A 22,006-nucleotide genomic window follows, 5' to 3' on the forward strand; every position below is an offset into this window, starting at 1 on the left:
TTAACTTAAACTAGGTTTAAGTCATAACTCGAAGCAATGCTTCTCGTTGGGTGCAAAGACAAACTGATACCAGTTTAATCTTTGGAATTTTTTAACCATTTAATTTGCTGCTTGGTCAACTCTACTTTTTCTACCAATTCTGGTCGACGATCTAAAGTTCGTTGATAACGCTGCAAAAAACGCCATTTCTCAATATTGGCATGATGCCCTGATTTGAGTACCTCAGGCACATCTAGCCCTTCAAAATGATCAGGCTTGGTATACTGTGGGCAGTCCAACAGACCATCCACAAAAGAATCTTGTATTGCAGATTGCTCGTCTGACATGACATTCGGCAAACGACGAATAACAGTATCGAGCAATACCATTGCAGGCAGCTCACCACCTGAAAGCACATAATCCCCAATTGACCATTCTTGATCAACATAATGCTGGATTAAACGCTCATCGACCCCTTCATAGCGACCACACAATACAATCAAACCATCATAATCAACGAATTGCTGTACTGCCTGTTCATTTAAGGTCTGTCCTTGCGGTGACATATACACCACAGGAACATTGGCACATCCTGCTTGCACTGCTAGTTGTTTGGCATGTGTAATTGCTTTTGCTAACGGCTCAGCCATCATTACCATACCAGGACCACCACCAAATGGACGCTCATCCACTCGTTTGTAGTTGCCCTCAGCAAAATCTCGTGGGTTAATGCAAGTGACTTGCACAATATCCCTTTTTGTTGCGCGTCCGCTAATCCCGTACGCTGTAATCGCTTCAAACATTTCAGGAAACAATGTGATGACTGCAAAAAACACCGCAGACTCCTTCTTTATTTTCCTGCTGCGCTACTATTCCTTATTTTAAGGATTAGTAGTCTACGCCCCAATTGACGTAAATACGACCAGCTTCAAGATCAACGCGTTGCACCACATCTTTATGCCAAGGAATCATTCGCTCTTCGGCATCAATGCTATCTGCAGTTGCTTTAACAACCATGACATCATTGGCACCTGTTTCAAAAAGCTCGTAGATTTGACCAAGATTGACTTCTTGCTCATCTTCACTCAAACCTAACACGGTTAGGCCTTTAAGATCAGACCAGTAATACTCATCTACATCTGCTTTTGGAAGCTGTGATTTAGCAATCCAGATATTTGCACCGACTAAACTTTCTGCACCAGTGCGATCACTCACACCTTTTAATGCAACAACCAAGCCTTTGCCATGTGGTTTCCAACGTTTTACATCAATTGTTTGCCAACCAGCCTTGGTCTCGATGTACCAAGGAAGGTAGTCAAACATATTACTCATAGGTTCAGTGTTTGAGTAAACCCAGAGCCACCCATTCAATCCATAAGCTGAACGTAACTGTCCAATCTGAATACGATCTTCGGGAACATTCTGTGCTGGTGTCATGGGCTATCTACTACAATTATGCAGTAGCTGCAGCTTTTTTAGCTTGAGCAGCTAAAGAAGCAACACGTTCTGAAGGTTGAGCACCTTGAGAAACCCAGTGTGCAAAACGGTCAGCGTCTAAACGGATTTTTTCAGCTTTACCTTGTGCAGTTGGGTTAAAGAAACCAATACGTTCGATGAAACGACCGTCACGTGCGTTACGGCTATCAGTTACAACGATTTGATAGAATGGACGTTTTTTTGCACCACCGCGTGCTAAACGAATAACAACCATGAGAACAACCTTATAGTTTTTACGGATTATCCCTGCGTCGACCACCGACAGCACTTCAAACCCCTTTAATAGAGGGCGGTATTTTACGTTAATTTTATGCTGAAAGGAAGAATAATTTAGTTTTACCCACAGTTTTGAATTCTATAGAGACTCAACCAGTTCTATATAAGGAAATTTTCTTTTATTCTTATCAAATATTTAAATACTACGCTATACCACTTAATGAGATTAAGTGGTATTCAAAAAATCAAACTTTAAGGTTTTATTAACGTCCATTCCAGTTTGATGTATTTGATAACGAACATCCGGATGCCCCTTTAGCCCAAAATTTTTGACCTTGGTCATTTAAACAAATGATTCCATTATTCCTTTGTGAGCTTGAAGAAATTGGTGTTGCTGTTAGAACCCAAGATGAAGTTGTTAATGATGTAAAGGCGAGTGTATATAGGGCACCTCCCTGTTTAGGGCTAGTTGTCGAACCATAAATTGATAAAATATTATTTCTACTGGTATCAGTAGAAAGATAACTACTATTTGCCAACCTTCTAGATTCCATTATTTGAGCAATATTAGTCATTTCTGCTTGAACATCTGCACGATGCGTCCTTTGTAAATATTGCAAATAAGAAGGATAAGCTACAATCGCAATAATTCCCATAATTGCAACTACAACCATCAATTCAATTAATGAAAAGCCATTCCGAGTATACATCACCAATTCTCCGCCCCGCCTCCACATGTAGAATACGTAATATTAGCACTTGTTGTATTTCTACAGCGTATCCCCACATTTGTAATTAAAAATGAAAAATTTCGAGCATCAGAACTAACAGCCTTAATCGCCCAATTTTGACCTATAGAAGCAGGGTTAGTTAAGAGTAAACTAGAATTATCACCATCAACAATCGTTAATGTATACTTAATTTCTGCTCCAGTCGCCTCTAATGGTAAGGTCAATGTTTGAGTTCCAGTATTAAAAGGAACAACTCCTGAAGCATTATATAAATAACGTGGATTAAAACCCTTATAGCTAAAATTCTTTGATTTATGCCTCTCTAATTGGTCAGCTAGCTTTAACATTTCTTGTTGAGCAGCTGTAGCATTTGCACGGCGAGCATAAGCTTGATAGCTTGGCATAGCTATCGCTGCCAATAATGCGATAACCATCAAAACCAGCATCAGCTCAATCAAGGTAAAACCTTGATTGAAAAACAATTTATTAGAATATTTTTGCATAGAATATCCTTTTAGCGATAACGCTCATACCAACGAGTCTGAACTAAACGACTAGTACATTGCCACTCACCAGTTCCTTGCGTATTACCCGCCATCGTCAACTTACCACAACTTCCAGGCGTGCTATCTGGTTTTGGTACAAAGGTAATACCTCGAATACCAGCACCAATTACATTGTCATTGCATTCAGAGACTCCAGCAGGACAACCCGTGGTTTTTGTTTGAAAACCACTTTTCATTTCCAAGGCAGTATTTAAAGTTCCATTTGTGTTTAAACAAGCTCCATATGGTAAACAGAATCTTTGCCAATCTGTCTCACCGATAACTCGAGGTTTACATGGATCTTGCTGTACAATCCCAGTTCCTTGAGGATCATATACAGGAACTAATAGATTATTAGTAATAGCAATTGGTTCTTCTTCAAATGCCTTCATTCCACCTTTAATTCTGAAAGATCCATCTGCTTTTTCTATGTTGTTGATAGTCGTCGCACTTGAGCTTTTACTAGACAGAGAACGATACCACCCGGCCCTACCAATTCCAGATGTTGGAAAGAACAAAGAGGCAACTGTCTCGCCTGTAGCTAAAACTTGAGGGTTCTTTTTAAAATCAGCACGAGTTTTATTCTGTGACTCTAAAGTTGGTGTGCCTGAGATTAAATCTGGACGTATAAAATCACGATCAATTATACCGTAGATATTATTTACTGGTCGGTCTGACAAAGCATTTGCAGGGCTCATACCTTCACGCCCTTGAATCGGATAAACATCTAAAGGAGTACTACGATCCCCAGATGCAATACCTAATAATATAAATGTATTTACACCCTCATCATGAATTGTCACCGTTGGTTGAACATAAAAACGAGGCGCTTTTGCTCCAGTATAATCATTACCAGGATCATTTGTAGTATCGTTTGTTGCAAGATTCGCTAAACGCACAACTCGCTTACCAAATCCACCTGTCGCCGTTGCATTATTATTAAAATCAGCTCTAAAAACCTGCCCACCCAAATCACCAAAGTAAATATGATCAATCAAACCATCAGCATCACGATCTAAAGTACTTATGCGACTTACAATACTATGTTTCATATATTGTTTGCCATCTGTTGCTGTTGAGCTATAAGTTGCTGACCAAATTAATGCACCAGTTTTAGCATTAATCATATAGACGGCATTACCTTTCGCCTTAGTTCGTGTAGAGCAAGTACTATCATCCCCTGACGATGCCAAAGTAAATGAAGGACTTTCATAGCATTCATCATATCCTCCTCCAACAATCATTACACGCGTAATATTATTACCATAACGAATATTAGCTAGGACAGGTTTAGACCAAGTTTGCCCTAAGCGATCAAAGCCAGACGTTGTACTATCAACTCTAAACAGTAATTTGGGACTACTAGGATTCAATACGTTTAAACCATAATAGCTACTACCACCCATTCTCATTCCTCCATAAATATTCATCTGTCTAGCAGTGACACTTGATGTAACGGTTGAGCCTGAAGTAGTGGAAGTAATATTATATGTTGGATCTGCAACCCAAGATCCATCAACACCATGTATAGGTGAGTTTAAGCCTGTTTGCCCTATGACTAAGGCTTTGGACTTAGTCGTATCATTTAAGATCTCAGCAGGGACAAAAACCATTTGCTCTTCACCCGATGCAGCATCAACAAGATGTAAACCACCTTCCATCGAACCGTATAAAATCGATTGTTTACGGGCACTCGTTAAATTTCCTTGAGCATCCAATCTACCAGAATAAGTTAATTGCACAGGCATAGAATGAATACTTCCACCCATTGATAAATAAGGTGCATCTTGCGCAGAGAGCGTTGATGGAAGCGTATTTGCTGTAATATCTGTACTATAGCCTAGATAATTTAACAACTTGAGCTTAATTGATACTGGAAAATCTTTAAGAATATTTTGTCCAGTTGAAGCATTGAATTTACTTAAAACATGAGTGCCCACACTTGAAACACTTGCAAAAGCTGCTGTTGGTTGTTCAGGAATTTGCAGTAATGCTGTACCAGATGAGCTACCAGTTGAAGCAGTTAATATTGCATTATTCGTATCTACTGATGAAACATCAGTGAATAGATTACGAAGTTTCTGAGAAGCTGCATAAGCATATTTTATAATATTCCCCCCAGAACTAACCTCTGCTTGGCCATTATATGGTAATGGAACTTTAGAATAAGCCCCTCCTAGGAAAACTTTACCGCCGTCATTATAGCTCGAACTATTCCAATAATCTTTGGTTCCAGCATTAAACGCACCTGCTGCATCATAAACTAGGCCGCCAGTATCACCTCTAAACGCCCCAACATTAACTCCAGACAGGGTTACACTATACCTTTTAAGATTTCCTCTCCATGTAAGAAAGCTATGTGCAGGATCTGGTTCCAATGCTCTCAAATAACCATATTCAGAAAGGTTACTTGGATTGAGAGCATCATAAGGTACAGAGATTTGTCCCGTCGTTAACGGGTCGAGTGGAGCTGCCCCCAAATTATTAATAAATTGAACAACACTTTCCGTCACGCCATCTGCTGTTTGTGTCGGGAAAAACCCCCCATTCCCCCACCCTGGAGCTGTTACAGCATTGGTTGCCTGATTTGGTGAGCACGCATCATCTCCAGTTCTATCACTCTGCGTACGAGAACTCATCTTACAAGCATTCACAGCATCACTTGTACTTAGATTATTTAATGCCGCACCAAAACCGACAAAAGCAGTTTGAATAGAAACATTGGCTGGGTTAGTAGCATTCGTCGAGTTACTTTGGACAGTTCCACCATTGAATAGCTCTTTAGCAAAGTTACTCATATAGTCCCAGTCAGTCCCACCACTTAGACCACCACTACTGCTAAAAGAATTCCTATTCAGGGCTTGTGCCATAACTGATGAACTAGCATTAGATGTAGGTACACCATCAGATAGAATGTAGACACCTTGACCATCACAACTCTGACGATTTGCTACAGCAGGTAAGGGAGATAAATATGTCGTATAATTTGTATTAGGATCCTTAGAGGACTGTACAGATTTATTAAAACCACTATAAGTGCTACTGCCTGTAACTAGTTTGTTTTCATATACACATGTGCCACTTTGCCCACCAATATAACAGTTGGTATCATATGTAGAGGTTGTAGGATTTGTTGTAGAATCACTACTCCATGCTGTACAACTGTCCACTGTATACGTGGTATCTGTACAATATTTATAATTAGGTGTACTGGACGTTGTATATACATAATCATAATAATACCTATTTCCACCACTAGTATCCCAATCCATACCATTGACAGCACTACTACTCACGGTACTAGTAGATGTACAACCCGAAGTTGTAGTCGTTCCAACTGTGCCATTACATCTATAGTAAGTTGGATTCCAACCACTACCTTCTCGTCGAAAATAATAAACTTTCGTCGCAGTAGTAGGATAATATTTAAAATATAAGGGAATACTTCGAGTACTCGAGCTTACTGTGCTTGTTCCCATTAAATAAGCAGCAGCTTCAGCAAAAGCGTTTGCAGTTGGTGTGCCACCACTAGCAGCAAGACCTGCCACCGCTGTTTTTAAGGCAATTCTCTGACTTGAACCAACAGCTCCAAGATCAGCAGCAGGCACTAGAATTTCCCCACTATTGCCATCACCACTAGTCCCACTACTGTATGTAGAAAAATGCCCTAAGCCTACACTAACTCTATTAAAGTTAGGATTATCCGTTTCTAGGAATCTGAATACACCATCCTTTAAACGTGTTAAACGATCATAACAACGATAACTGTTATCGGACTGCTTCTCACAGCCAGAACCATCAGTTGCTTTTACTCTAGTATTTGTTGTATTTGAAGAAACGGGACAATAATAGCGTCGATAGCTAGGCGTAGTTAATGAATTAGAATAGGTTACTGTACAACTAGTAATATTATAATCATCTGGGATACCATAAGTATAATTCCCACCAGAGGATTGAGTAGATATTGTTGGCCCCATAGAACCAGATGTATCCAACATCATTACAATAGTTTTTTTGCCAGCTGTAGGAACAGCATAGATCTGTAAATCACTCGCTTTAACAACTGAGGTTGTCATCAACCAAGTCATAACTAAAGAACTTGAGCAGATGGCATACCACAACTTATTTCTTCTAAACTTTTCCAAATTTTTATTCATGGCATTTCTCCTCAGCTTCCCGGAGCAACTGTTTCAGTCAATTGATTAATATAATTAAATTCTTGCACTTGAGTGCTAAATGGTACGCCCTTATCAACTAGGCATTTTGCTAAGGTATACTCATTTCCAGCCGCTAAAGTTGCAGTTAGATCGTCACTAATTTTTGCACTAGAAGAACTTAGACAATCCGATTGGATAGAAGACGCTGTACTGCTTGAATAAGCTGGTAAAATTGCCGTAGTGGTTACCCTAACTCGTTGTGTAGAGGTCATACTTTTTGGAAGTTGTGTTCCATCAGACACATTAATTCCTCTTGGTAAATTAGAACCAGGCGTACTATTAATAGCATTTGTAGGAACACTTACTGCAACTTGAGTAACTACTGCTGGGCGGTTACTACCAAAATTTGAAGTTAAATCACAAAATCCAACAACACCACCAGCTTCAACAGTTGCATTATTTCCACTACCACGTTTAATTAAGCTTGCATCAATAGTTTGAGCAAAAGAAACCGTTGTCGATGTAGGTTTAAGACAAAAAATATACTCCCCACCTGGATTACTTTCATTTTCCTTAAGCGCGGCACCTATTACATTCCCTATATTCGTAACGGTTGTTGGATCAAAATTGTTAAACCAAGCAAGAGGTGTATCTGATGATTGAAAATTTAATTGGTTTACTTGGCTATTAGTTGCAACACTCAAAGAAACAATAGCCACACGCACAGCTAAAATTCCAACCACAATAATTATGAGTAGAATAATCATGACTACAATTAATGTTGCACCCTGCTGACGCTTTATATGTAACTCGTTCCTGTTCGAAAGGCTCATAAGACATCTCCCATTCCATTACGCAATGCAACTGTTGAGCTATATACTCGGCGTTGGAAACGTGTAGTCGTATTAGATGGAGTCGCCGTATTATCCAACATGAAAAATGGCTGCGAAGGATCAATTGCATTATTTTGAGCATTATTTGCAGAACGAATTAACATGGATATCTGTAAAGATAATATTCTGGTTGAAACATTAACATCTGTCACAACTGATCCAGAAGTTGTTGCTACTGTACTTGCACGGGCTGAGTCTGAAGCAGATCGATACTGTGGAATCGTGTAATAAGCAAACTGATCACTAGTAGAACTTGTAATCGTTGATGGTGTTGTAGAAGTGTTTGTCGTCTTGATAGTAGTTGTAGTTTTCGCACCAATTAATACATGGAAATGATCAACTCTAGGAATAATAATTTGCCCAGCATCACCCAACCCAGTGATAGGCATTGGAGTAATAACTCCAGTCGTAGCATCTGGAGTTATTCTAGCAGCAGCTGCTGCTGCCACATCTGCTGTACTTGTTAATGGCGTATTCGCATCGCAAGCAAGTGCATAGTCAGTTGAAGCCCCATTTGCATCAGGTCTCAAAAAATACCGCTGCACCACCAAATCTCCAACCAAGACATTTGCACCTTCGCAATTAACCATATTCTCTGGAGCAAAAAATTGAATCGTGAGTTGATCGCTTACTGGATTAGAAATAGTTGAACCTTGTCTATTTTTTAGAGTTACTTGTGTTAGTCCTTTCCAATAATTATTAGTTGAAGATACAGTATCACCCTGTCCACGACTTAACAGAGCAGAATCAATATATGTAGTCGCTCCAACTTTAGGTACAAAATTTGCATTTTGATTTGTAGCTGTTGAACCAGTCAAAATAACTCCTCCATAGGGAGTTCTATCATCCAACTTCAAATTAGTTAAATTTTCTTGGTTTGCAAAACGAATATCTCTAATTACATAATCCACACCAAAAATTCCACTATCCTGAATTTCAGCATTGGCCTGTTGTAATCGACTTGACAATATTCCACCAGTAAACAGCTGGACTGCTGCCGCAACGACAATAAGCCCCAAAACTAGAGCCACCATTAATTCAATTATTGTAAAACCAGCATTCCTACTAATCGATATATTATTCATCTTAATAGGCCTCCATCATTAGACAAGATGCCCCATTCACATACACACCATCATTTCCCATACAACTTGAAACATCAGCAGAAGTGGTAGCAGAACTACCACTTCCTGTGGTTACAATCACTGGTTGTGTCTTACCCCAAAAGGCGTAAATACATTGTCTACGCATAGTCATCGTAGCAGTAACCCCTGGACAATTATCCATAGTTAGATGTATTCCTAATTGATTTGCATTTCTTGCTGTTTGATAAGCGTCGAATTGTGCAACCTGATTAAGCGAACAAGCAGAATCAAAACAGTTTGTTGGTGATGGTGTCGTTGCATCAAAACCTGAATAACTACGGACAAAAACAGGATAATTATTTATTTGAGTTTTATTAACACGCATGTTTTCAGCCAGCGCTCTCATAATTACCATAGCTTGTGACTTTTGCATCGCTTCCGCTGATGCATCAAAAGCACGTAGTTGCAAAGCAACGTACCCCAATACACCTATTGCTAATAACAATAAAGCAACTAGAACTTCCATAAGTCCCACACCTCTTTGTTTTTTAATTATCATCAGCATGTTCCTTCTGGTTTTATAACGTAAGTCCCCAATCTCGTTACAACTATAGTCTTCTGAATTTTTACCTTAGCGTTACAAAGAGTAAGTGTTCTATCCCCTGCTATATTTGAAATTAAACCATTCGAATTGAATACAAAAGTGGAGGCCGTTACTGTCGGGGAAATGGATAAAGTTGTGTTATTTATTACATTCCAATTCAAGCTCGTTAATGTATTCACACTATTAGACGCAAGATTTACGCTAACATCAGAGCGATTTAGAATGGCCTGACTTTTAGCTTGAGATAAAGCAAGTAATAATTCTCTAGCATTCTGATCATACCGTCTTTTCTCCATCAAATTAGCCATTGATGGAGCTGCCATAATGGATACCACAGCTATTACTGCTATTGTCACCACCAACTCTACTAAGGTGAATCCCCGATTTTTCCCCATCGCTCCACACCCAAGAAAAACTTTTACTTATACTAATAATAAACTCATATCCTACATAACCAATACAAAGTAGATAAGTAACATAAAAAAACGGATGGAGTGCACTCCATCCGTTTCAAGTTCACATTTTTCTTTAAAAATTAGGCTTGTATCACCTGTATACGCAACTCTTTTGGTAGACTAAAAGTAATATTTTCCTCTGTACCTTGTAACTCTTTTGGAGGAGTTGCTCCCCAGTCTTGTAAACGCTGAATCACTTGTTTAATTAGTATTTCAGGCGCTGATGCTCCAGCAGTCACACCAATCTTACTATCCTGCTGAAACCACACTTTTTCAAGCTGATCGGCATTATCTACTAAATATGCAGATTTCCCCATACGCTCAGCAAGTTCACGTAAACGATTTGAATTAGACGAGTTTGGAGAGCCAACGACAAGCACTACATCACATTGTTCAGCCAAATCACGCACAGCATCTTGACGATTTTGAGTCGCATAGCAAATATCATCTTTGCGTGGTCCTTGAATCTTAGGAAATTTAGCCCTTAATGCATCAATAACCTTTGCAGTATCATCAATTGAAAGCGTCGTTTGGGTAACAAAAGCCACCTTTTCAGGGTGTCTAATCACTAACTCATCAACATCTTGCTCATCTTCAACCAAATAAATCTGACCACCTTGAGACTTATCATACTGCCCCATTGTCCCTTCAACTTCAGGATGACCTTCATGACCAATCAGAATAGCTTCAGTTCCTTCACGAGCATATTTAGTCACCTCAATATGTACTTTCGTCACAAGTGGGCATGTTGCATCAAAAACCTTTAAACCACGATGCTCTGCTTCTTGCTGTACCGCTTTAGAAACACCATGTGCGCTAAAAATCACAATAGAGTCATCTGGTACTTGATCTAATTCATCAACGAAAACTGCACCACGCTGACGTAAGTCATCAACTACAAACTTATTGTGAACCACCTCATGCCGAACATAAATCGGTGGATTAAAACATTCCAATGCTCGATTGACGATCGCTATAGCACGGTCAACACCAGCACAAAAACCTCTTGGATTGGCCAACACGATTTCCATAACATCCTCTCTCATGATCTGAATATTTACACCAAACTATTTCGTTTAATGGTGCGCTACACTACAATAGCCAAGATATTTTATCATATCAGGAAAAATATCATGTCGGGTCTATTGTTTGTCGTTTCTGCTGCCTCAGGAACAGGCAAAACATCTTTGGTTAAAGCCCTACTCGATCGAGTCAGCAATTTACACGTTTCTGTCTCACATACAACACGCGATCAACGTCCTGGTGAACTCGATGGTGTTCATTATCATTTTACCAGCAAAGAAACATTTTTAGCTCAAGTTGAACAAGGTGGTTTTATCGAATACGCAGAAGTATTTGGAAATTACTACGGTACATCGCAAGCTAAAGTAAAAGAACAGCTTCAACAAGGTCATGACGTTTTATTAGAGATTGATTGGCAAGGTGCAGAGCAAGTTCGCAGACTTTTTCCTGAATCAAAACAAATTTTTATCCTCCCACCAACACAATATGATTTAAGACAACGTCTATCTAATCGTGGCACAGATTCAGTGGATGTTATTGAACATCGCCTTAGTTGTGCAGTGGAAGATATGCGTCATTTTTCTAATTTTGATTATGTGATCATCAATGATGATTTCAACAAAGCGGTACATGATCTAGAAGCAATCATCACTGCAAGCCGTCTAGTTACCTTGCAACAAAGCACTCGTCATCAACAGCTGATCGAAAACTTAATTACCCTCAATCGCGAATAACTTGAGTCTTGGATAAAAGCCTTTTATACTATTTAGTCTTTCAAATGTGATGTTCAAACGAGACAACTTATGGCACGTGTAACCGTTGAAGATTGTTTAGACCATGTAGATAACCGCTTCGAGTTAGTACTGGTAGCGAGTAAACGTGCACGTCAATTAGCACGTCAAGGTATGGAACCAACTGTTGAGTGGGATAATGACAAGCCAACCGTAGTTGCATTACGTGAAATCGCAGTGGGTCATGTTACTAAAGATATTTTGAAACAACGCGATCAAGACTACCAAACTTCAAACCTTGATATGGTATTGTCTACAAACTCTCTAAATTTAGAAGGCTTTACTTTTTAAGTAAAACAACCTTTACTTAGAAGCCCATTGTGAAGACACTGGGCTTTTTTGTTTATTGAAAAATTCGGGCTTATATTGGTAAAAACAATATACTTCATTGAAAAAATTTACGATTTTTCATAACGAACAAATTGACAAGTTTATCAATATGCTTTTCATTAGAAGTTAAGCTACTCATTACTGAATTCATGTTATAAAAGGTGTTTTTATGCCAGGCGAAGAGGTCAGCCAAGCCAAGCAACAACTTAAAGTTATCGTTGATGCCTATCTAAAAGATAGTGACGTTCAACAAGTGCTTGCTGCCTGCGATTTCGCTGATCTGGCACATAGTGGCATTACCCGTAAAAGTGGTGAACCGTATGTATTACACCCTATTGCTGTCAGTTGTATCTTGGCCCATATGCGTCTCGATGCTGATACACTTATGGCTGCTTTATTACATGATGTGATCGAAGATACCGAATTTACCAAAGATGAAATCGGGCAAAAATTTGGAATTGTCGTTGCTGAACTTGTTGATGGTGTAACTAAACTTAGCCATTCAAGTGATAAGGAATATAACAAAGCAGCTTCATTTCGAAAAATTCTTCAAGCGACCCTACAAGATCCGCGTGTCATTATTATTAAATTAGCAGATCGCTATCACAATATGACGACGCTTGATGCATTGCGCCCAGATAAACGTGCGCGCATCGCCCAAGAAACATTTGATATTTTTGTGCCAATGGCTCGTCTTGTTGGTATGAATGAGATGGCCGATAATTTAGAACATCTTTGCTATCAGAATCTTGATTTAGATATGTTTAATGATGTTCAGTCAGCATTGTTAGAAACTAAACCTAAACGCTGTGAGTACCAAGCTGTTTGGGAGCAGAAACTCTCAGACTTACTCGATACTTACGATATTAAAGGTCGCATTAAAAAGAAAAATAACAATATTGAATTGCTGCGCCACTTTGTGAAAAATGAAATTGATTTAAACGAACTCAGCCATAGTCATGCTTTCGAAATTATTCTGCAAAGCATTGCTGACTGTGACCGTTTAGTTGAAGCACTTAAAGCTAATTTTCAAGTATTACAATATAAAGATTATATTCGTCGCCCCCTACCAGGTGGCAATCAATCATTAATGATCAAATTAAAAGGTGAGAAAACCACACTTTCTCTCACTATCCAAACAGAACTAATGCGAAAAGCCGCTCGTTTTGGCGTGGTACTTGGTGAAAATGCACCTCAAGCTTGTCGATCAGCGATTCAAGCCTCAATGCAGAATTTAAACACTCTAATTGATAGTCATTGTGCAAAAACCACCTTTAGCGATCTATTAGATTATTTACACCAAGAGAAGATTTGGGTTTATACACCACATGGTCAACTTCATGAGTTACCCCAAGGTGCAACAGTTGTAGATTTCGCATATTCGGCAAGCCTATTTCTAGGTAATCATGCTGTCGGTGCAAAAATTGATGGTGAGATTCGCCCACTTTCAACACCACTACACAGTGGACAAGTGGTTGAGATTATTACAGATGTTCTCGCCACACCTAACCCAGATTGGCTGAGCTTTATCAATACGCAAAAAGCACGACGCGCATTACAAAATATGCTGCGAGATCAAGATATTGAAGAGCAACGATTAGTCGGCCAACAAGCATTGAATCGAGCTTTAAAATTATTTAATCGTTCCATTAATGATCTCTCACCAAATGACTGGATCAATGTCCTTGAATGGCGTCATTTAAGTAGTAAAGATACCTTATTCGAGCAAATTGCAGTGGGCGATTTATTACCTCAACTCGTTGCTAACCATCTGTTTGCACAAGATTATCATTCAAATCATCACGAGACATCTGAGCGTTTGATTTTAGGTACAGATGGTGTAGATGTAAAATATGCACATTGTTGTAATCCAGTCTTAGGTGATCCAATCCAAGGACATCTTTCTCGGCGTGGATTAATAGTACATCGCTCACGTTGCCGCAACTTATTGCATGAACAACATCTTCATCCTGAAAATATAATGCCACTGCACTGGCAAGCAGAAGAAGTCGATGATGTACGTTTCAGTGCATATCTGTGCATTCATATGGCAATGAATGATGAACAAATATCAGATTTAATTTACCAGTGCCGTAAAGCAAAGACTGGTGTCGAAATGGTCGAATCCCAAGATCAAAAAACCTATGTCAATATTGTTGTGAGCAATCGAAATCAAATCGCTCAAATCATTCGTGATTTACGTATGCATTTTGGTTTTCCGCGAATCGAACGTCTCAATATGCCAATTGTGCAAGCAGATGTCGCCAAAGCCTGATAACACTGCCTATTGTTTAGAGATTTATCACTTTTATATCAAATGTATAATTTTTAAAATTAACTTAAATCAAGAGCGACTAAACAGTATTCAACAGTTCCGTGATAACACTTTTGTGTTAAAGTCTCTTTGTTTCGAGATAAAAAGGACATAGGAGAGCTTAATGTCACGTCAAGTCATTCATACTGAACACGCCCCTGCTGCTATTGGAACTTATTCACAAGCAATTTTAGTTGGCAACACGCTCTACCTTTCTGGCCAAATCGGCTTAGATCCTTATAGTATGGAACTTGTTGATGGGATTGAAGCACAGATTCGTCGTGTATTTGATAACCTCAAAGCTGTATGTACTGCCGCAGGTGGCAGTCTAGCGGACATTGCTAAGCTCAATATTTTTCTTACAGACTTATCTCATTTCCAGCTTGTTAACCAAATTATGGGCGAATACTTTGCGCAACCTTACCCTGCTCGAGCTGCTCTTGGTGTTGCAAGCTTGCCTAAAGGCGCTTTGGTAGAAATGGATGGTATCGTTATCATTCCATAATTTATCATTTAAAACCAAATATATAAATTCAAAACCTATTTATAAAATACCAGTACCTCCTGAACAAAAATCCAACGATAACTCGGATTTCCACTCAAGAGGTATTTTTTTATCCAAATTCTCAATAAGAATAAGTCAGCTATTGGAATGAAATTCATTGACAAACGATAACAATTATCAATAATATCAATTATCGCATTTATATTTGTAGATCACTCCCATGTACGTGTGTTTATGCCGTGGAATTACAGATCAAGATATCAAAGACGCTGTTGCAAATGGCGCTGAGAGCTATCGTGAAATTCGCGACTTACTCGACTTAGGAACATGCTGTGGTCGTTGTGCTCCAGAAGCACGCGCAATTATTAGCGATGAATTAGCTGAAATTGCTGCTCGCATATCAATCGCAGCTTAACCGAATATTTCTCTACACTGTTACGACTCCACCGCTTTCAATAGATCTTAGGTTCTACAGTGAAGCGGTTTTTTTATGATCATTAAAACCACTCCATCAATTACTCTCCAGTCTTCATCTTTCTGATTGTGATTTTCATTTGCCGTTCTATAAATTACTCGCAAGATTATAATTTGTTGATTAAGATAATATAAATTGTCTTAGTGAATAAGGCATCATTTGGTGGATATGGAGTAAGTGTAATGAAAGGCAATCGTGAAGTTATTAATCAACTGAATCAGGTGCTTTATCACCATTTAACTGCAATTAACCAATACTTCTTACACTCACGCATGTTTAATGACTGGGGAATTGAACAATTAGGTTCTGCGGAATACAAAGAGTCTATTCGCCAAATGAAACACGCGGATAAAATTATTGAACGTATTCTCTTCTTAGAAGGACTACCAAACCTACAGCATTTAGGTAAGCTCTACATAGGACAACACACTGAAGAAGTTTTAAATTGTGATATTCGCAAAGTAAAAGAGAATATAGAGGCATTAAAGCAAGCTGTTGAACTATCAGAAACACAACAAGACTATGTAACTCGCGATTTAGTTCAAGAAATTCTAGAGAAAGAAGAAGAATACTGGGATTGGTTAGACACTCAATTAGATCTTATTGAGAATGTTGGTATTGAAAACTACATCCAAAGCCAAATTTAATAAAAAAGCCCTTTTTTGAAAGGGCTTTTTTATTTCTAGCGACTATTTAATTCAACAATTTCCGCTAAACTAATTTTCTGCTTATATAACCGCTGTAAGACCAATAAATATCGCTCAGCCTCTTCAGCTTTCTGATTATATGCAAGGAGTTGAGCATACTTCTTCAGGTTGTATGGAGTCGCTTTATTTTTTACCATTTCACCCAGTAGACTCAAGTCATGTTCCGACATTTTAGTTTTAGGATTCAAAGCAATCCAATCTAATCGTTTGTGAAACTGTGTCAGAATCAAGATTTTTGAACTACCCAAAATTTCTTCTGTTGGCTGCTTACCTTTAAAGACCAGTCGACTGTTGTCTTGGAAAAGCTTGTAGTCTCTCCAAATCAAAAGAAAAACAACCAGCGCCATCAACCCAATACAACGGATCACATTTTGATTGAGCACAATACTTTTTAGATTTGGTGTTTGAGCTTGCACCAAACCTAATAGAAAACCTAAAGGTAATAAAAAATAAGCATAACGCTGAGGAAATTCCAGTAGAGCATGGATTAAGATTGCACTTACCATGAGTAATGCAATGATAGACGTCATATCTTTTGCATTTTTACTCAGCCAAAACAGCCACAATGCTACATATGTAATGATCAAAAGACCAAGCGGCACCCCATTCCATACCAGCAGATCTAATAAAACATTGTGCGCACTATTAAACCAGACTTGAACGGTATTAAATTGAATACTTTCGACTACTGCTATACTTGTTTGGTTCCAACCATAGCCCAATAAAGGCCTCTCAGCAATCGCGTGCAGAATTTGCATCCACATCCCTAAACGTTCATGCCCAGAACCAGCGCGTTGAGCAATTGACGCTGTCTGCGTAACGCCAGTATCAATACTTGAAGTCAAAATCTGTGTAAATAAAGGCAACACATATGCAGCCAAGACGAAATAAAAAGCTGTCCATAGCAATAATTTAGGAAAATTAAATCGTGGTGAATTTCGGTATTGTTTATAAATCCAATAAAAGAAAAAGAAGATACATACAATCCAAGATGTTCTAGATTGAGTGAGAACAGTTGCAAAAAGAATGATGCTACTTATTGGGATGAGCAGCCATAATGTCAGTTTTCTCTTTTCATATAAGTACAAGGCTCCCATTAAGCCTACAATTAAAAAAGTAGCTAAATTATTAGGCTGGCCAAAATTTGCATAAGGGCGACTCCCTCTCAACCCCATTACTACATCGAAATAGCTTTCAAGGTTTAACCATTGCAAGATCGCCATAATGGAACTTATAAAAGATATGCTAAACAATAAATAGCTTGCACCGAGCATGATTCTTTCACGCTGTTCTGACTGTAAAGATAAGTTATATCCAATAACGATCATCAGCCAAAACATAAACAGATATGAAAAGCTTAAGAATGCAACACTAAAATCAGTAATTAACCCGAAGCCACATTGAACTAAAGGGATAAAAGTAAGCACCAGCATCAGAATTTGAGGGCGAGCAATTTTTATATTTTTATTAAGAAATATATTAATTAGTGCCAGACTAGCGCCAAAACTCGCCAACTCACTCGAGAACGTCACCCAAGGATAAGTGTGAAATGGCGAGAGCCAAGCAAAACCCAGCAGCAATGCTGTTAATAACAGACACAAAATTTGCATATCGTGATAGAAACTGAAATATTCTCTGAATAATATACAAATAAACTGACTAAATTGCTCTTAGTCGAAAAAAATCTTTAGATATCTAATCTTTTAAAAATGAAAAAAGGCAACTTTTTTATAATAAACATTATAGTTCTCCATATCTTAGGGGCATAGATTATACTTTTCTCTTTTTCGACACCCACAACTATCATCTTTGCAACATCATCCACAGAAGCTAATTTTTCTCCTTGATTTACCAAATGCTGAGTCATTGACGTTGCTGTCGGGCCAGGCTTTATAAGACTGATGCTAATATCTTGTTTTAACAATGCAATCTTGTGTTGAAGTCCTTCAGTATAGGTTGAAATAAATGCCTTTGTTGCACCATATAAATAATTTGCTTTACGCCCACGATCACCAGCCACAGAGCTAAAAACACCAATTTTCCCGCTATTTTGAAGTGCCATTCTGTTATAAATAGTATCTAAACACAGCGCCACAGATCCGCAGTTAATATCGATCAAATCAATTATTTGATCAGGTGTCAAGTTACTCTCATCGTGATACATATGACCCTGCACAATCAAAGCAATATCAATTTTTGTCCTCTCAAATTCATTTACCAAAATTTGCTTAAACTTCTCCAACTGACCAAAATCCAAACTAATTTGATGCAGCACAATATTAGGATAACGAACATGTAAGTCATTACACAAATCCTTTGACTTTAAAGCATTTCTAGAAATTAATATAAATTCTAGAGACTCTTCTAGAACACACCATTGCCTAATACAAGCTTGAGCAATCGAGGACGTCGCCCCAACAATCAAAACAGTTTTCATCCATTTACTCCCCAAATAACCTTAATGCCATATCAGAACTTAATGCTGGATCTCTTAGTTTTTTAAATTCAGTTGCTTCTGGATACATCTTTTCAAATAGCTCTTTGCTCATTCTAGCATCCTTAGCTAAATACAATCGACCTCCAGCTTTCAATACAACCTTATCTAATAAATCGAATAATTCTAAAGTTTTCGTACCTAGATTTGGAAAATCCAATGCCAAAGTGATACCTTCAATTGGAAAACTCAACAACCCCTCACTTCTAACATTACCAAATACCTTAAGAACCACCAAAAAGGAACCTTGTTGTGCTACTTGTAATAATTCCAAAATTTCTTCAATCGCACATGCCGCCGCCCCAAGTGGGATAACACACTGATATTGATAAAAACCCTTTCTTCCATATAACACGTTCCAGTTTTCAATATTGTCTAACGGATACTGGAAATCATAAAAGTGCTGCAAATAACTACCACCTTGTTTCTTTGCATTTACAAAATAATAAAATTGGTTGAATAGTTTCAAAGATGCTTTATTAATTAATGAGATAGGTGGCAAAAATGGGATCTTTTTGGGGTCACTTTTATTAGCAATACATGGTTTAGATGTCTCAAGATGGTTTGCTCTAATAAAAACTCCTCTAAAATTTTTTCCACTAAGACAGTCAATCCAAGAAACTGTATACTCCCAATCATCTGCAGATTCTTTATTTAAATTTAGAAACTCAGTTACTCCCTTAAATGATTTGTATTCAACATTGAGATAAGGGGAAACCACTGGCATGAGTCTAATTTTTGCAGAAACAATAATCCCTGTTAATCCTATACCACCTATAGTTGCATAGAAAATCTCTTTATTTGTTTGCCTAGTACAAATCAATAACTCACCAGAGGATCTCAACAACTCTATTTCCAATACATGATGACCAAAGTTTCCTCTTATATGATGATTTTTACCATGTACATCATTGGCTATCGCACCACCTACGGTAATTAATTGAGTACCAGGAGTGACTGGCAACATCCATCCTTTTGATATAAAAACATCCTGAATATCCTTTAAAAGAATGCCTGCCTCGCAGGTCAAGATCCCACTGGCAGGATCAAAGCTTCTAAAAAAATTTAGAATTGAAGTTTTTACAATTACTTGGTTAGTATTTAAGCATACATCTCCATAGCTACGAGCACTTCCTTGAACTAAAAGTTTTTTATTATTCTTGAATATTCTTTTTAATGCATAACGATCCACAAGCTTTACTTGACAGTCGCTAGGATACAATCTCCCCCAACTCCATAACTTCATTATTTAACCCTCTCTTTTAGACGTAAAAACATATTTTTTATCTAAAAAGTACTTCGAAAGGTATCCTAATATCAATCCCAATCCCCCCCCTACATATTTCATAACATCAGTTCCCCAAATGTAATAAAAACTAAGTTCAAAGCCCCAAAAAATTAGAGTTGTAATTAACCCCATAACACTATATAGAAAAAAAAGTATAAAATTGTGGCCATGCGATTTAACTAAATATTTAAATATGTAGTGTTTATCTAAAAAGAATTTGATGATAAGCCCTGCTATGGTACCTAAAAAGATACTTAGCCATAACCTATAAGTTCCTAAATAAATTGTTAAAGTTAGCTCTTGTACTAAAAAATTAACAATCATTGCAATGAAAGCAAAAAGACTATAATAAATAACAAGTTTCATCTATACTTCTTGCTTACTAAATAAATTGATAAATTTTACATGGATTTTTTGGGGAAAACATCGAATGTCTTCAACTTTTTGGGGGCTTATTAAGCTTTGTAGGCCTAAGCAATGGATCAAAAATTTATTCGTACTCGCTCCGCTTCTTTTCGCAGGTTTATTTACAGATTTTAATAGCATAATTTCAGCGTTTACAGCTATGCTTCTCTTCTGTATTGCATCATCAGCAACCTATATCCTAAATGACTTAAAGGATATTGAAAAAGATCGACTGCATCCCCAAAAAAGTAAGACACGCCCATTAGCATCAGGTGCAGTGATACCTAAACAAGCTAAAATACTAATGTTTGCTTTTTATATCTTTTTAGCTATTTCTTCTTTTTTCTTTCCACTTATACTAGCTGTTATTGTAAGTTATTTACTTCTAAACTTTCTCTATTCACACTATTTAAAGCACCAACCTGTATTGGACATTTTTACTATAGCTATAGGTTTTGTACTTCGTGTATATGCTGGTGCCGTTGCAATTAATGTTCCTGTATCAAGCTGGATGTTTATTACGACACTATGCTTGGCTTTATATTTAGCATCTATTAAACGCCGTCAAGAATTAACAGCTCATGGCGTAACGAGTAGAAAATCCTTAGAAAGTTACTCTCTGTATTTATTAAATCGCTATGCAGAAATGTCCGCAATTGGTGCGCTTCTATTTTATAGTATCTTCGTTATGTCTGAACGACCTAAATTGGTAATTACAATCCCCTTAGTCATCTTTGGAATGTTCCGTTATTGGTATATTACTGATATACATAATGAAGGCGAATCTCCAACAGATGCAATCCTATCAGATAAGCAACTATTAATAACTGGAAGTCTATGGATTATCACTTGCATTTATGGGTTACTTCTTGCTAAATAAAGGAATTATATAATGGATTATTCATATTTAATTACTCCTTTTTTAGCATGGTTAATATGCGGGCTAACGAAGTTTTTAGTTAACAGTATAAAGTCAAAACGTCTAGCTTTTGATTTAATTGGTTACGGAGGTATGCCTAGTAACCACAGTGCAATTGTAAGTAGTATGGTTAGCTTAATAGCATTCAAAGAAGGAATTGATAGTTCAGCATTTGGTGTATCATTAACACTAGCTTTTATCGTGATTCTTGATGCTAATAGTCTACGACAACAAATTGGCAAACATGCAAAAGCAATAAACGAAATAAATAGTAATGGAAATATAAAATTAAGAGAGCGAATTGGTCATACTAAGTTAGAGATATTAGCAGGAATTTCAATTGGAATGATCACTGGTCTATTTATAGCATAAAGTTTTATTATTTTTATCAAGTATACGGCTGATAGCGTAACATTTTCTTTAAATAATATTCTTTTAATTCTTTCTTAAAATATTTAACTAAGCTCAACCAATTATTTTCCTTATCTTCCAGAAGTATATTTACCAAAAATAAAATTAGAAAATATACTCATTCCTATTAAATATATCAATTTCGATAGTATAAAATAAATATAGAAAATTAGCTATCTTCA

Annotated in this window: 22 protein-coding genes and 1 pseudogene; 8 read left to right on the forward strand and 15 right to left on the reverse strand. The window is 37.5% G+C overall.

Annotated features, from left to right (window positions below; all coding sequences use genetic code 11):
• Positions 1-74 precede the first annotated feature (74 nt).
• The 11 genes and pseudogenes from trmD to ispH form a co-directional block, all read right to left on the reverse strand.
• Positions 75-815, reverse strand: coding sequence for a tRNA (guanosine(37)-N1)-methyltransferase TrmD (gene trmD / locus ACT4_RS06010; RefSeq protein ID WP_004877775.1), 741 nt, complete (start codon positions 813-815; stop codon positions 75-77).
• Positions 816-867: 52 nt separating this feature from the next.
• The gene (gene rimM, locus ACT4_RS06015) at positions 868-1,416 is read right to left on the reverse strand and encodes a ribosome maturation factor RimM (protein WP_007480676.1); all 549 of its coding nucleotides are present in this window, start codon (positions 1,414-1,416) and stop codon (positions 868-870) included.
• A 16-nt stretch (positions 1,417-1,432) separates the two neighbouring features.
• A complete protein-coding gene (gene rpsP, locus ACT4_RS06020) occupies positions 1,433-1,690 on the reverse strand; it encodes a 30S ribosomal protein S16 (RefSeq protein WP_004877778.1) in 258 nt (85 codons plus the stop codon).
• Positions 1,691-1,955: 265 nt separating this feature from the next.
• On the reverse strand, positions 1,956-2,402 hold the full coding sequence (locus ACT4_RS06025; RefSeq protein WP_004877779.1) for a type IV pilin protein: 447 nt from the start codon (positions 2,400-2,402) through the stop codon (positions 1,956-1,958).
• The gene (locus tag ACT4_RS06030) at positions 2,402-2,926 is read right to left on the reverse strand and encodes a type IV pilin protein (RefSeq protein WP_007480679.1); all 525 of its coding nucleotides are present in this window, start codon (positions 2,924-2,926) and stop codon (positions 2,402-2,404) included. Before ACT4_RS06030 ends, ACT4_RS06025 begins: the two co-directional genes overlap by 1 nt.
• Before the next feature lie 3,572 nt (positions 2,927-6,498).
• Positions 6,499-7,125, reverse strand: a pseudogene (locus ACT4_RS17685) (pilus assembly protein PilY); the annotation flags it as partial.
• An 11-nt stretch (positions 7,126-7,136) separates the two neighbouring features.
• Positions 7,137-7,958, reverse strand: a complete 822-nt coding sequence (locus tag ACT4_RS06040) for a PilX N-terminal domain-containing pilus assembly protein (protein ID WP_004877785.1) — start codon at positions 7,956-7,958, stop codon at positions 7,137-7,139.
• Positions 7,955-9,103 (reverse strand): PilW family protein, encoded by a 1,149-nt coding sequence (locus tag ACT4_RS06045; protein ID WP_007480682.1) that lies wholly within the window; start codon positions 9,101-9,103, stop codon positions 7,955-7,957. Before ACT4_RS06045 ends, ACT4_RS06040 begins: the two co-directional genes overlap by 4 nt.
• A 1-nt stretch (position 9,104) precedes the next feature.
• Positions 9,105-9,662, reverse strand: coding sequence for a type IV pilus modification protein PilV (gene pilV, locus ACT4_RS06050; RefSeq protein WP_007480684.1), 558 nt, complete (start codon positions 9,660-9,662; stop codon positions 9,105-9,107).
• A complete protein-coding gene (locus ACT4_RS06055) occupies positions 9,662-10,102 on the reverse strand; it encodes a GspH/FimT family pseudopilin (protein WP_007480685.1) in 441 nt (146 codons plus the stop codon). The genes pilV and ACT4_RS06055 overlap by 1 nt, the downstream gene beginning before the upstream one ends.
• A gap of 140 nt (positions 10,103-10,242) precedes the next feature.
• Complete coding sequence (gene ispH / locus ACT4_RS06060) at positions 10,243-11,193, reverse strand: 4-hydroxy-3-methylbut-2-enyl diphosphate reductase (protein WP_007480688.1); 951 nt, start codon at positions 11,191-11,193, stop codon at positions 10,243-10,245.
• A gap of 102 nt (positions 11,194-11,295) precedes the next feature.
• On the opposite strand from ispH, the gene gmk reads away from it, so the two are divergent.
• From gmk to bfr, 6 genes are all read left to right on the forward strand, one after another.
• Positions 11,296-11,919 (forward strand): guanylate kinase, encoded by a 624-nt coding sequence (gene gmk, locus ACT4_RS06065; protein WP_007480690.1) that lies wholly within the window; start codon positions 11,296-11,298, stop codon positions 11,917-11,919.
• A 69-nt stretch (positions 11,920-11,988) separates the two neighbouring features.
• Entirely contained in the window at positions 11,989-12,267 is a 279-nt protein-coding gene (rpoZ, locus tag ACT4_RS06070; protein WP_004877793.1) for a DNA-directed RNA polymerase subunit omega, read from the forward strand.
• A gap of 208 nt (positions 12,268-12,475) precedes the next feature.
• The gene (locus ACT4_RS06075) at positions 12,476-14,581 is read left to right on the forward strand and encodes a bifunctional (p)ppGpp synthetase/guanosine-3',5'-bis(diphosphate) 3'-pyrophosphohydrolase (protein WP_007480693.1); all 2,106 of its coding nucleotides are present in this window, start codon (positions 12,476-12,478) and stop codon (positions 14,579-14,581) included.
• A gap of 163 nt (positions 14,582-14,744) precedes the next feature.
• On the forward strand, positions 14,745-15,125 hold the full coding sequence (locus ACT4_RS06080; protein ID WP_004641286.1) for a RidA family protein: 381 nt from the start codon (positions 14,745-14,747) through the stop codon (positions 15,123-15,125).
• A 220-nt stretch (positions 15,126-15,345) separates the two neighbouring features.
• Positions 15,346-15,540 (forward strand): bacterioferritin-associated ferredoxin, encoded by a 195-nt coding sequence (locus ACT4_RS06085; protein WP_004776027.1) that lies wholly within the window; start codon positions 15,346-15,348, stop codon positions 15,538-15,540.
• 242 nt (positions 15,541-15,782) lie between these two features.
• Complete coding sequence (gene bfr, locus ACT4_RS06090; protein ID WP_004877797.1) at positions 15,783-16,247, forward strand: bacterioferritin; 465 nt, start codon at positions 15,783-15,785, stop codon at positions 16,245-16,247.
• A gap of 35 nt (positions 16,248-16,282) precedes the next feature.
• On the opposite strand, the gene ACT4_RS06095 is transcribed toward bfr, so the two are convergent.
• The 4 genes from ACT4_RS06095 to ACT4_RS06110 form a co-directional block, all read right to left on the reverse strand.
• Positions 16,283-17,917, reverse strand: coding sequence for a PglL family O-oligosaccharyltransferase (locus tag ACT4_RS06095; RefSeq protein ID WP_007480704.1), 1,635 nt, complete (start codon positions 17,915-17,917; stop codon positions 16,283-16,285).
• A 77-nt stretch (positions 17,918-17,994) separates the two neighbouring features.
• Positions 17,995-18,744 (reverse strand): SDR family NAD(P)-dependent oxidoreductase, encoded by a 750-nt coding sequence (locus ACT4_RS06100; RefSeq protein WP_004877800.1) that lies wholly within the window; start codon positions 18,742-18,744, stop codon positions 17,995-17,997.
• 4 nt (positions 18,745-18,748) lie between these two features.
• Positions 18,749-20,047, reverse strand: coding sequence for an FAD-binding oxidoreductase (locus ACT4_RS06105; RefSeq protein ID WP_004877803.1), 1,299 nt, complete (start codon positions 20,045-20,047; stop codon positions 18,749-18,751).
• 3 nt (positions 20,048-20,050) lie between these two features.
• On the reverse strand, positions 20,051-20,455 hold the full coding sequence (locus ACT4_RS06110) for a GtrA family protein (RefSeq protein ID WP_007480707.1): 405 nt from the start codon (positions 20,453-20,455) through the stop codon (positions 20,051-20,053).
• A gap of 64 nt (positions 20,456-20,519) precedes the next feature.
• On the opposite strand from ACT4_RS06110, the gene ACT4_RS06115 reads away from it, so the two are divergent.
• Together ACT4_RS06115 and ACT4_RS06120 are read left to right on the forward strand one after the other, a co-directional pair.
• The gene (locus tag ACT4_RS06115) at positions 20,520-21,374 is read left to right on the forward strand and encodes a decaprenyl-phosphate phosphoribosyltransferase (protein WP_007480709.1); all 855 of its coding nucleotides are present in this window, start codon (positions 20,520-20,522) and stop codon (positions 21,372-21,374) included.
• 12 nt (positions 21,375-21,386) lie between these two features.
• Entirely contained in the window at positions 21,387-21,785 is a 399-nt protein-coding gene (locus ACT4_RS06120) for a divergent PAP2 family protein (protein ID WP_007480711.1), read from the forward strand.
• The last annotated feature ends 221 nt before the right edge of the window (positions 21,786-22,006 follow it).

Origin of the sequence: Acinetobacter sp. NBRC 100985 (assembly GCF_000241225.1) — a bacterium.
GTDB classification, from domain to species: domain Bacteria; phylum Pseudomonadota; class Gammaproteobacteria; order Pseudomonadales; family Moraxellaceae; genus Acinetobacter; species Acinetobacter venetianus.

What these genes read in the sequence shown, in the direction of transcription:
- rimM (WP_007480676.1), bottom strand. Translation starts at nt 1,416, where the DNA reads ATGACACCAGCACAGAATGTTCCCGAAGATCGTATTCAGATTGGACAG.
- rpsP (WP_004877778.1), bottom strand. Translation starts at nt 1,690, where the DNA reads ATGGTTGTTATTCGTTTAGCACGCGGTGGTGCAAAAAAACGTCCATTC.
- ACT4_RS06025 (WP_004877779.1), bottom strand. Translation starts at nt 2,402, where the DNA reads ATGTATACTCGGAATGGCTTTTCATTAATTGAATTGATGGTTGTAGTT.
- ACT4_RS06030 (WP_007480679.1), bottom strand. Translation starts at nt 2,926, where the DNA reads ATGCAAAAATATTCTAATAAATTGTTTTTCAATCAAGGTTTTACCTTG.
- ACT4_RS06040 (WP_004877785.1), bottom strand. Translation starts at nt 7,958, where the DNA reads ATGAGCCTTTCGAACAGGAACGAGTTACATATAAAGCGTCAGCAGGGT.
- ACT4_RS06045 (WP_007480682.1), bottom strand. Translation starts at nt 9,103, where the DNA reads ATGAATAATATATCGATTAGTAGGAATGCTGGTTTTACAATAATTGAA.
- pilV (WP_007480684.1), bottom strand. Translation starts at nt 9,662, where the DNA reads ATGATAATTAAAAAACAAAGAGGTGTGGGACTTATGGAAGTTCTAGTT.
- ACT4_RS06055 (WP_007480685.1), bottom strand. Translation starts at nt 10,102, where the DNA reads ATGGGGAAAAATCGGGGATTCACCTTAGTAGAGTTGGTGGTGACAATA.
- ispH (WP_007480688.1), bottom strand. Translation starts at nt 11,193, where the DNA reads ATGGAAATCGTGTTGGCCAATCCAAGAGGTTTTTGTGCTGGTGTTGAC.
- gmk (WP_007480690.1), top strand. Translation starts at nt 11,296, where the DNA reads ATGTCGGGTCTATTGTTTGTCGTTTCTGCTGCCTCAGGAACAGGCAAA.
- rpoZ (WP_004877793.1), top strand. Translation starts at nt 11,989, where the DNA reads ATGGCACGTGTAACCGTTGAAGATTGTTTAGACCATGTAGATAACCGC.
- ACT4_RS06075 (WP_007480693.1), top strand. Translation starts at nt 12,476, where the DNA reads ATGCCAGGCGAAGAGGTCAGCCAAGCCAAGCAACAACTTAAAGTTATC.
- ACT4_RS06080 (WP_004641286.1), top strand. Translation starts at nt 14,745, where the DNA reads ATGTCACGTCAAGTCATTCATACTGAACACGCCCCTGCTGCTATTGGA.
- ACT4_RS06085 (WP_004776027.1), top strand. Translation starts at nt 15,346, where the DNA reads ATGTACGTGTGTTTATGCCGTGGAATTACAGATCAAGATATCAAAGAC.
- bfr (WP_004877797.1), top strand. Translation starts at nt 15,783, where the DNA reads ATGAAAGGCAATCGTGAAGTTATTAATCAACTGAATCAGGTGCTTTAT.
- ACT4_RS06095 (WP_007480704.1), bottom strand. Translation starts at nt 17,917, where the DNA reads ATGCAAATTTTGTGTCTGTTATTAACAGCATTGCTGCTGGGTTTTGCT.
- ACT4_RS06100 (WP_004877800.1), bottom strand. Translation starts at nt 18,744, where the DNA reads ATGAAAACTGTTTTGATTGTTGGGGCGACGTCCTCGATTGCTCAAGCT.
- ACT4_RS06105 (WP_004877803.1), bottom strand. Translation starts at nt 20,047, where the DNA reads ATGAAGTTATGGAGTTGGGGGAGATTGTATCCTAGCGACTGTCAAGTA.
- ACT4_RS06110 (WP_007480707.1), bottom strand. Translation starts at nt 20,455, where the DNA reads ATGAAACTTGTTATTTATTATAGTCTTTTTGCTTTCATTGCAATGATT.
- ACT4_RS06115 (WP_007480709.1), top strand. Translation starts at nt 20,520, where the DNA reads ATGTCTTCAACTTTTTGGGGGCTTATTAAGCTTTGTAGGCCTAAGCAA.
- ACT4_RS06120 (WP_007480711.1), top strand. Translation starts at nt 21,387, where the DNA reads ATGGATTATTCATATTTAATTACTCCTTTTTTAGCATGGTTAATATGC.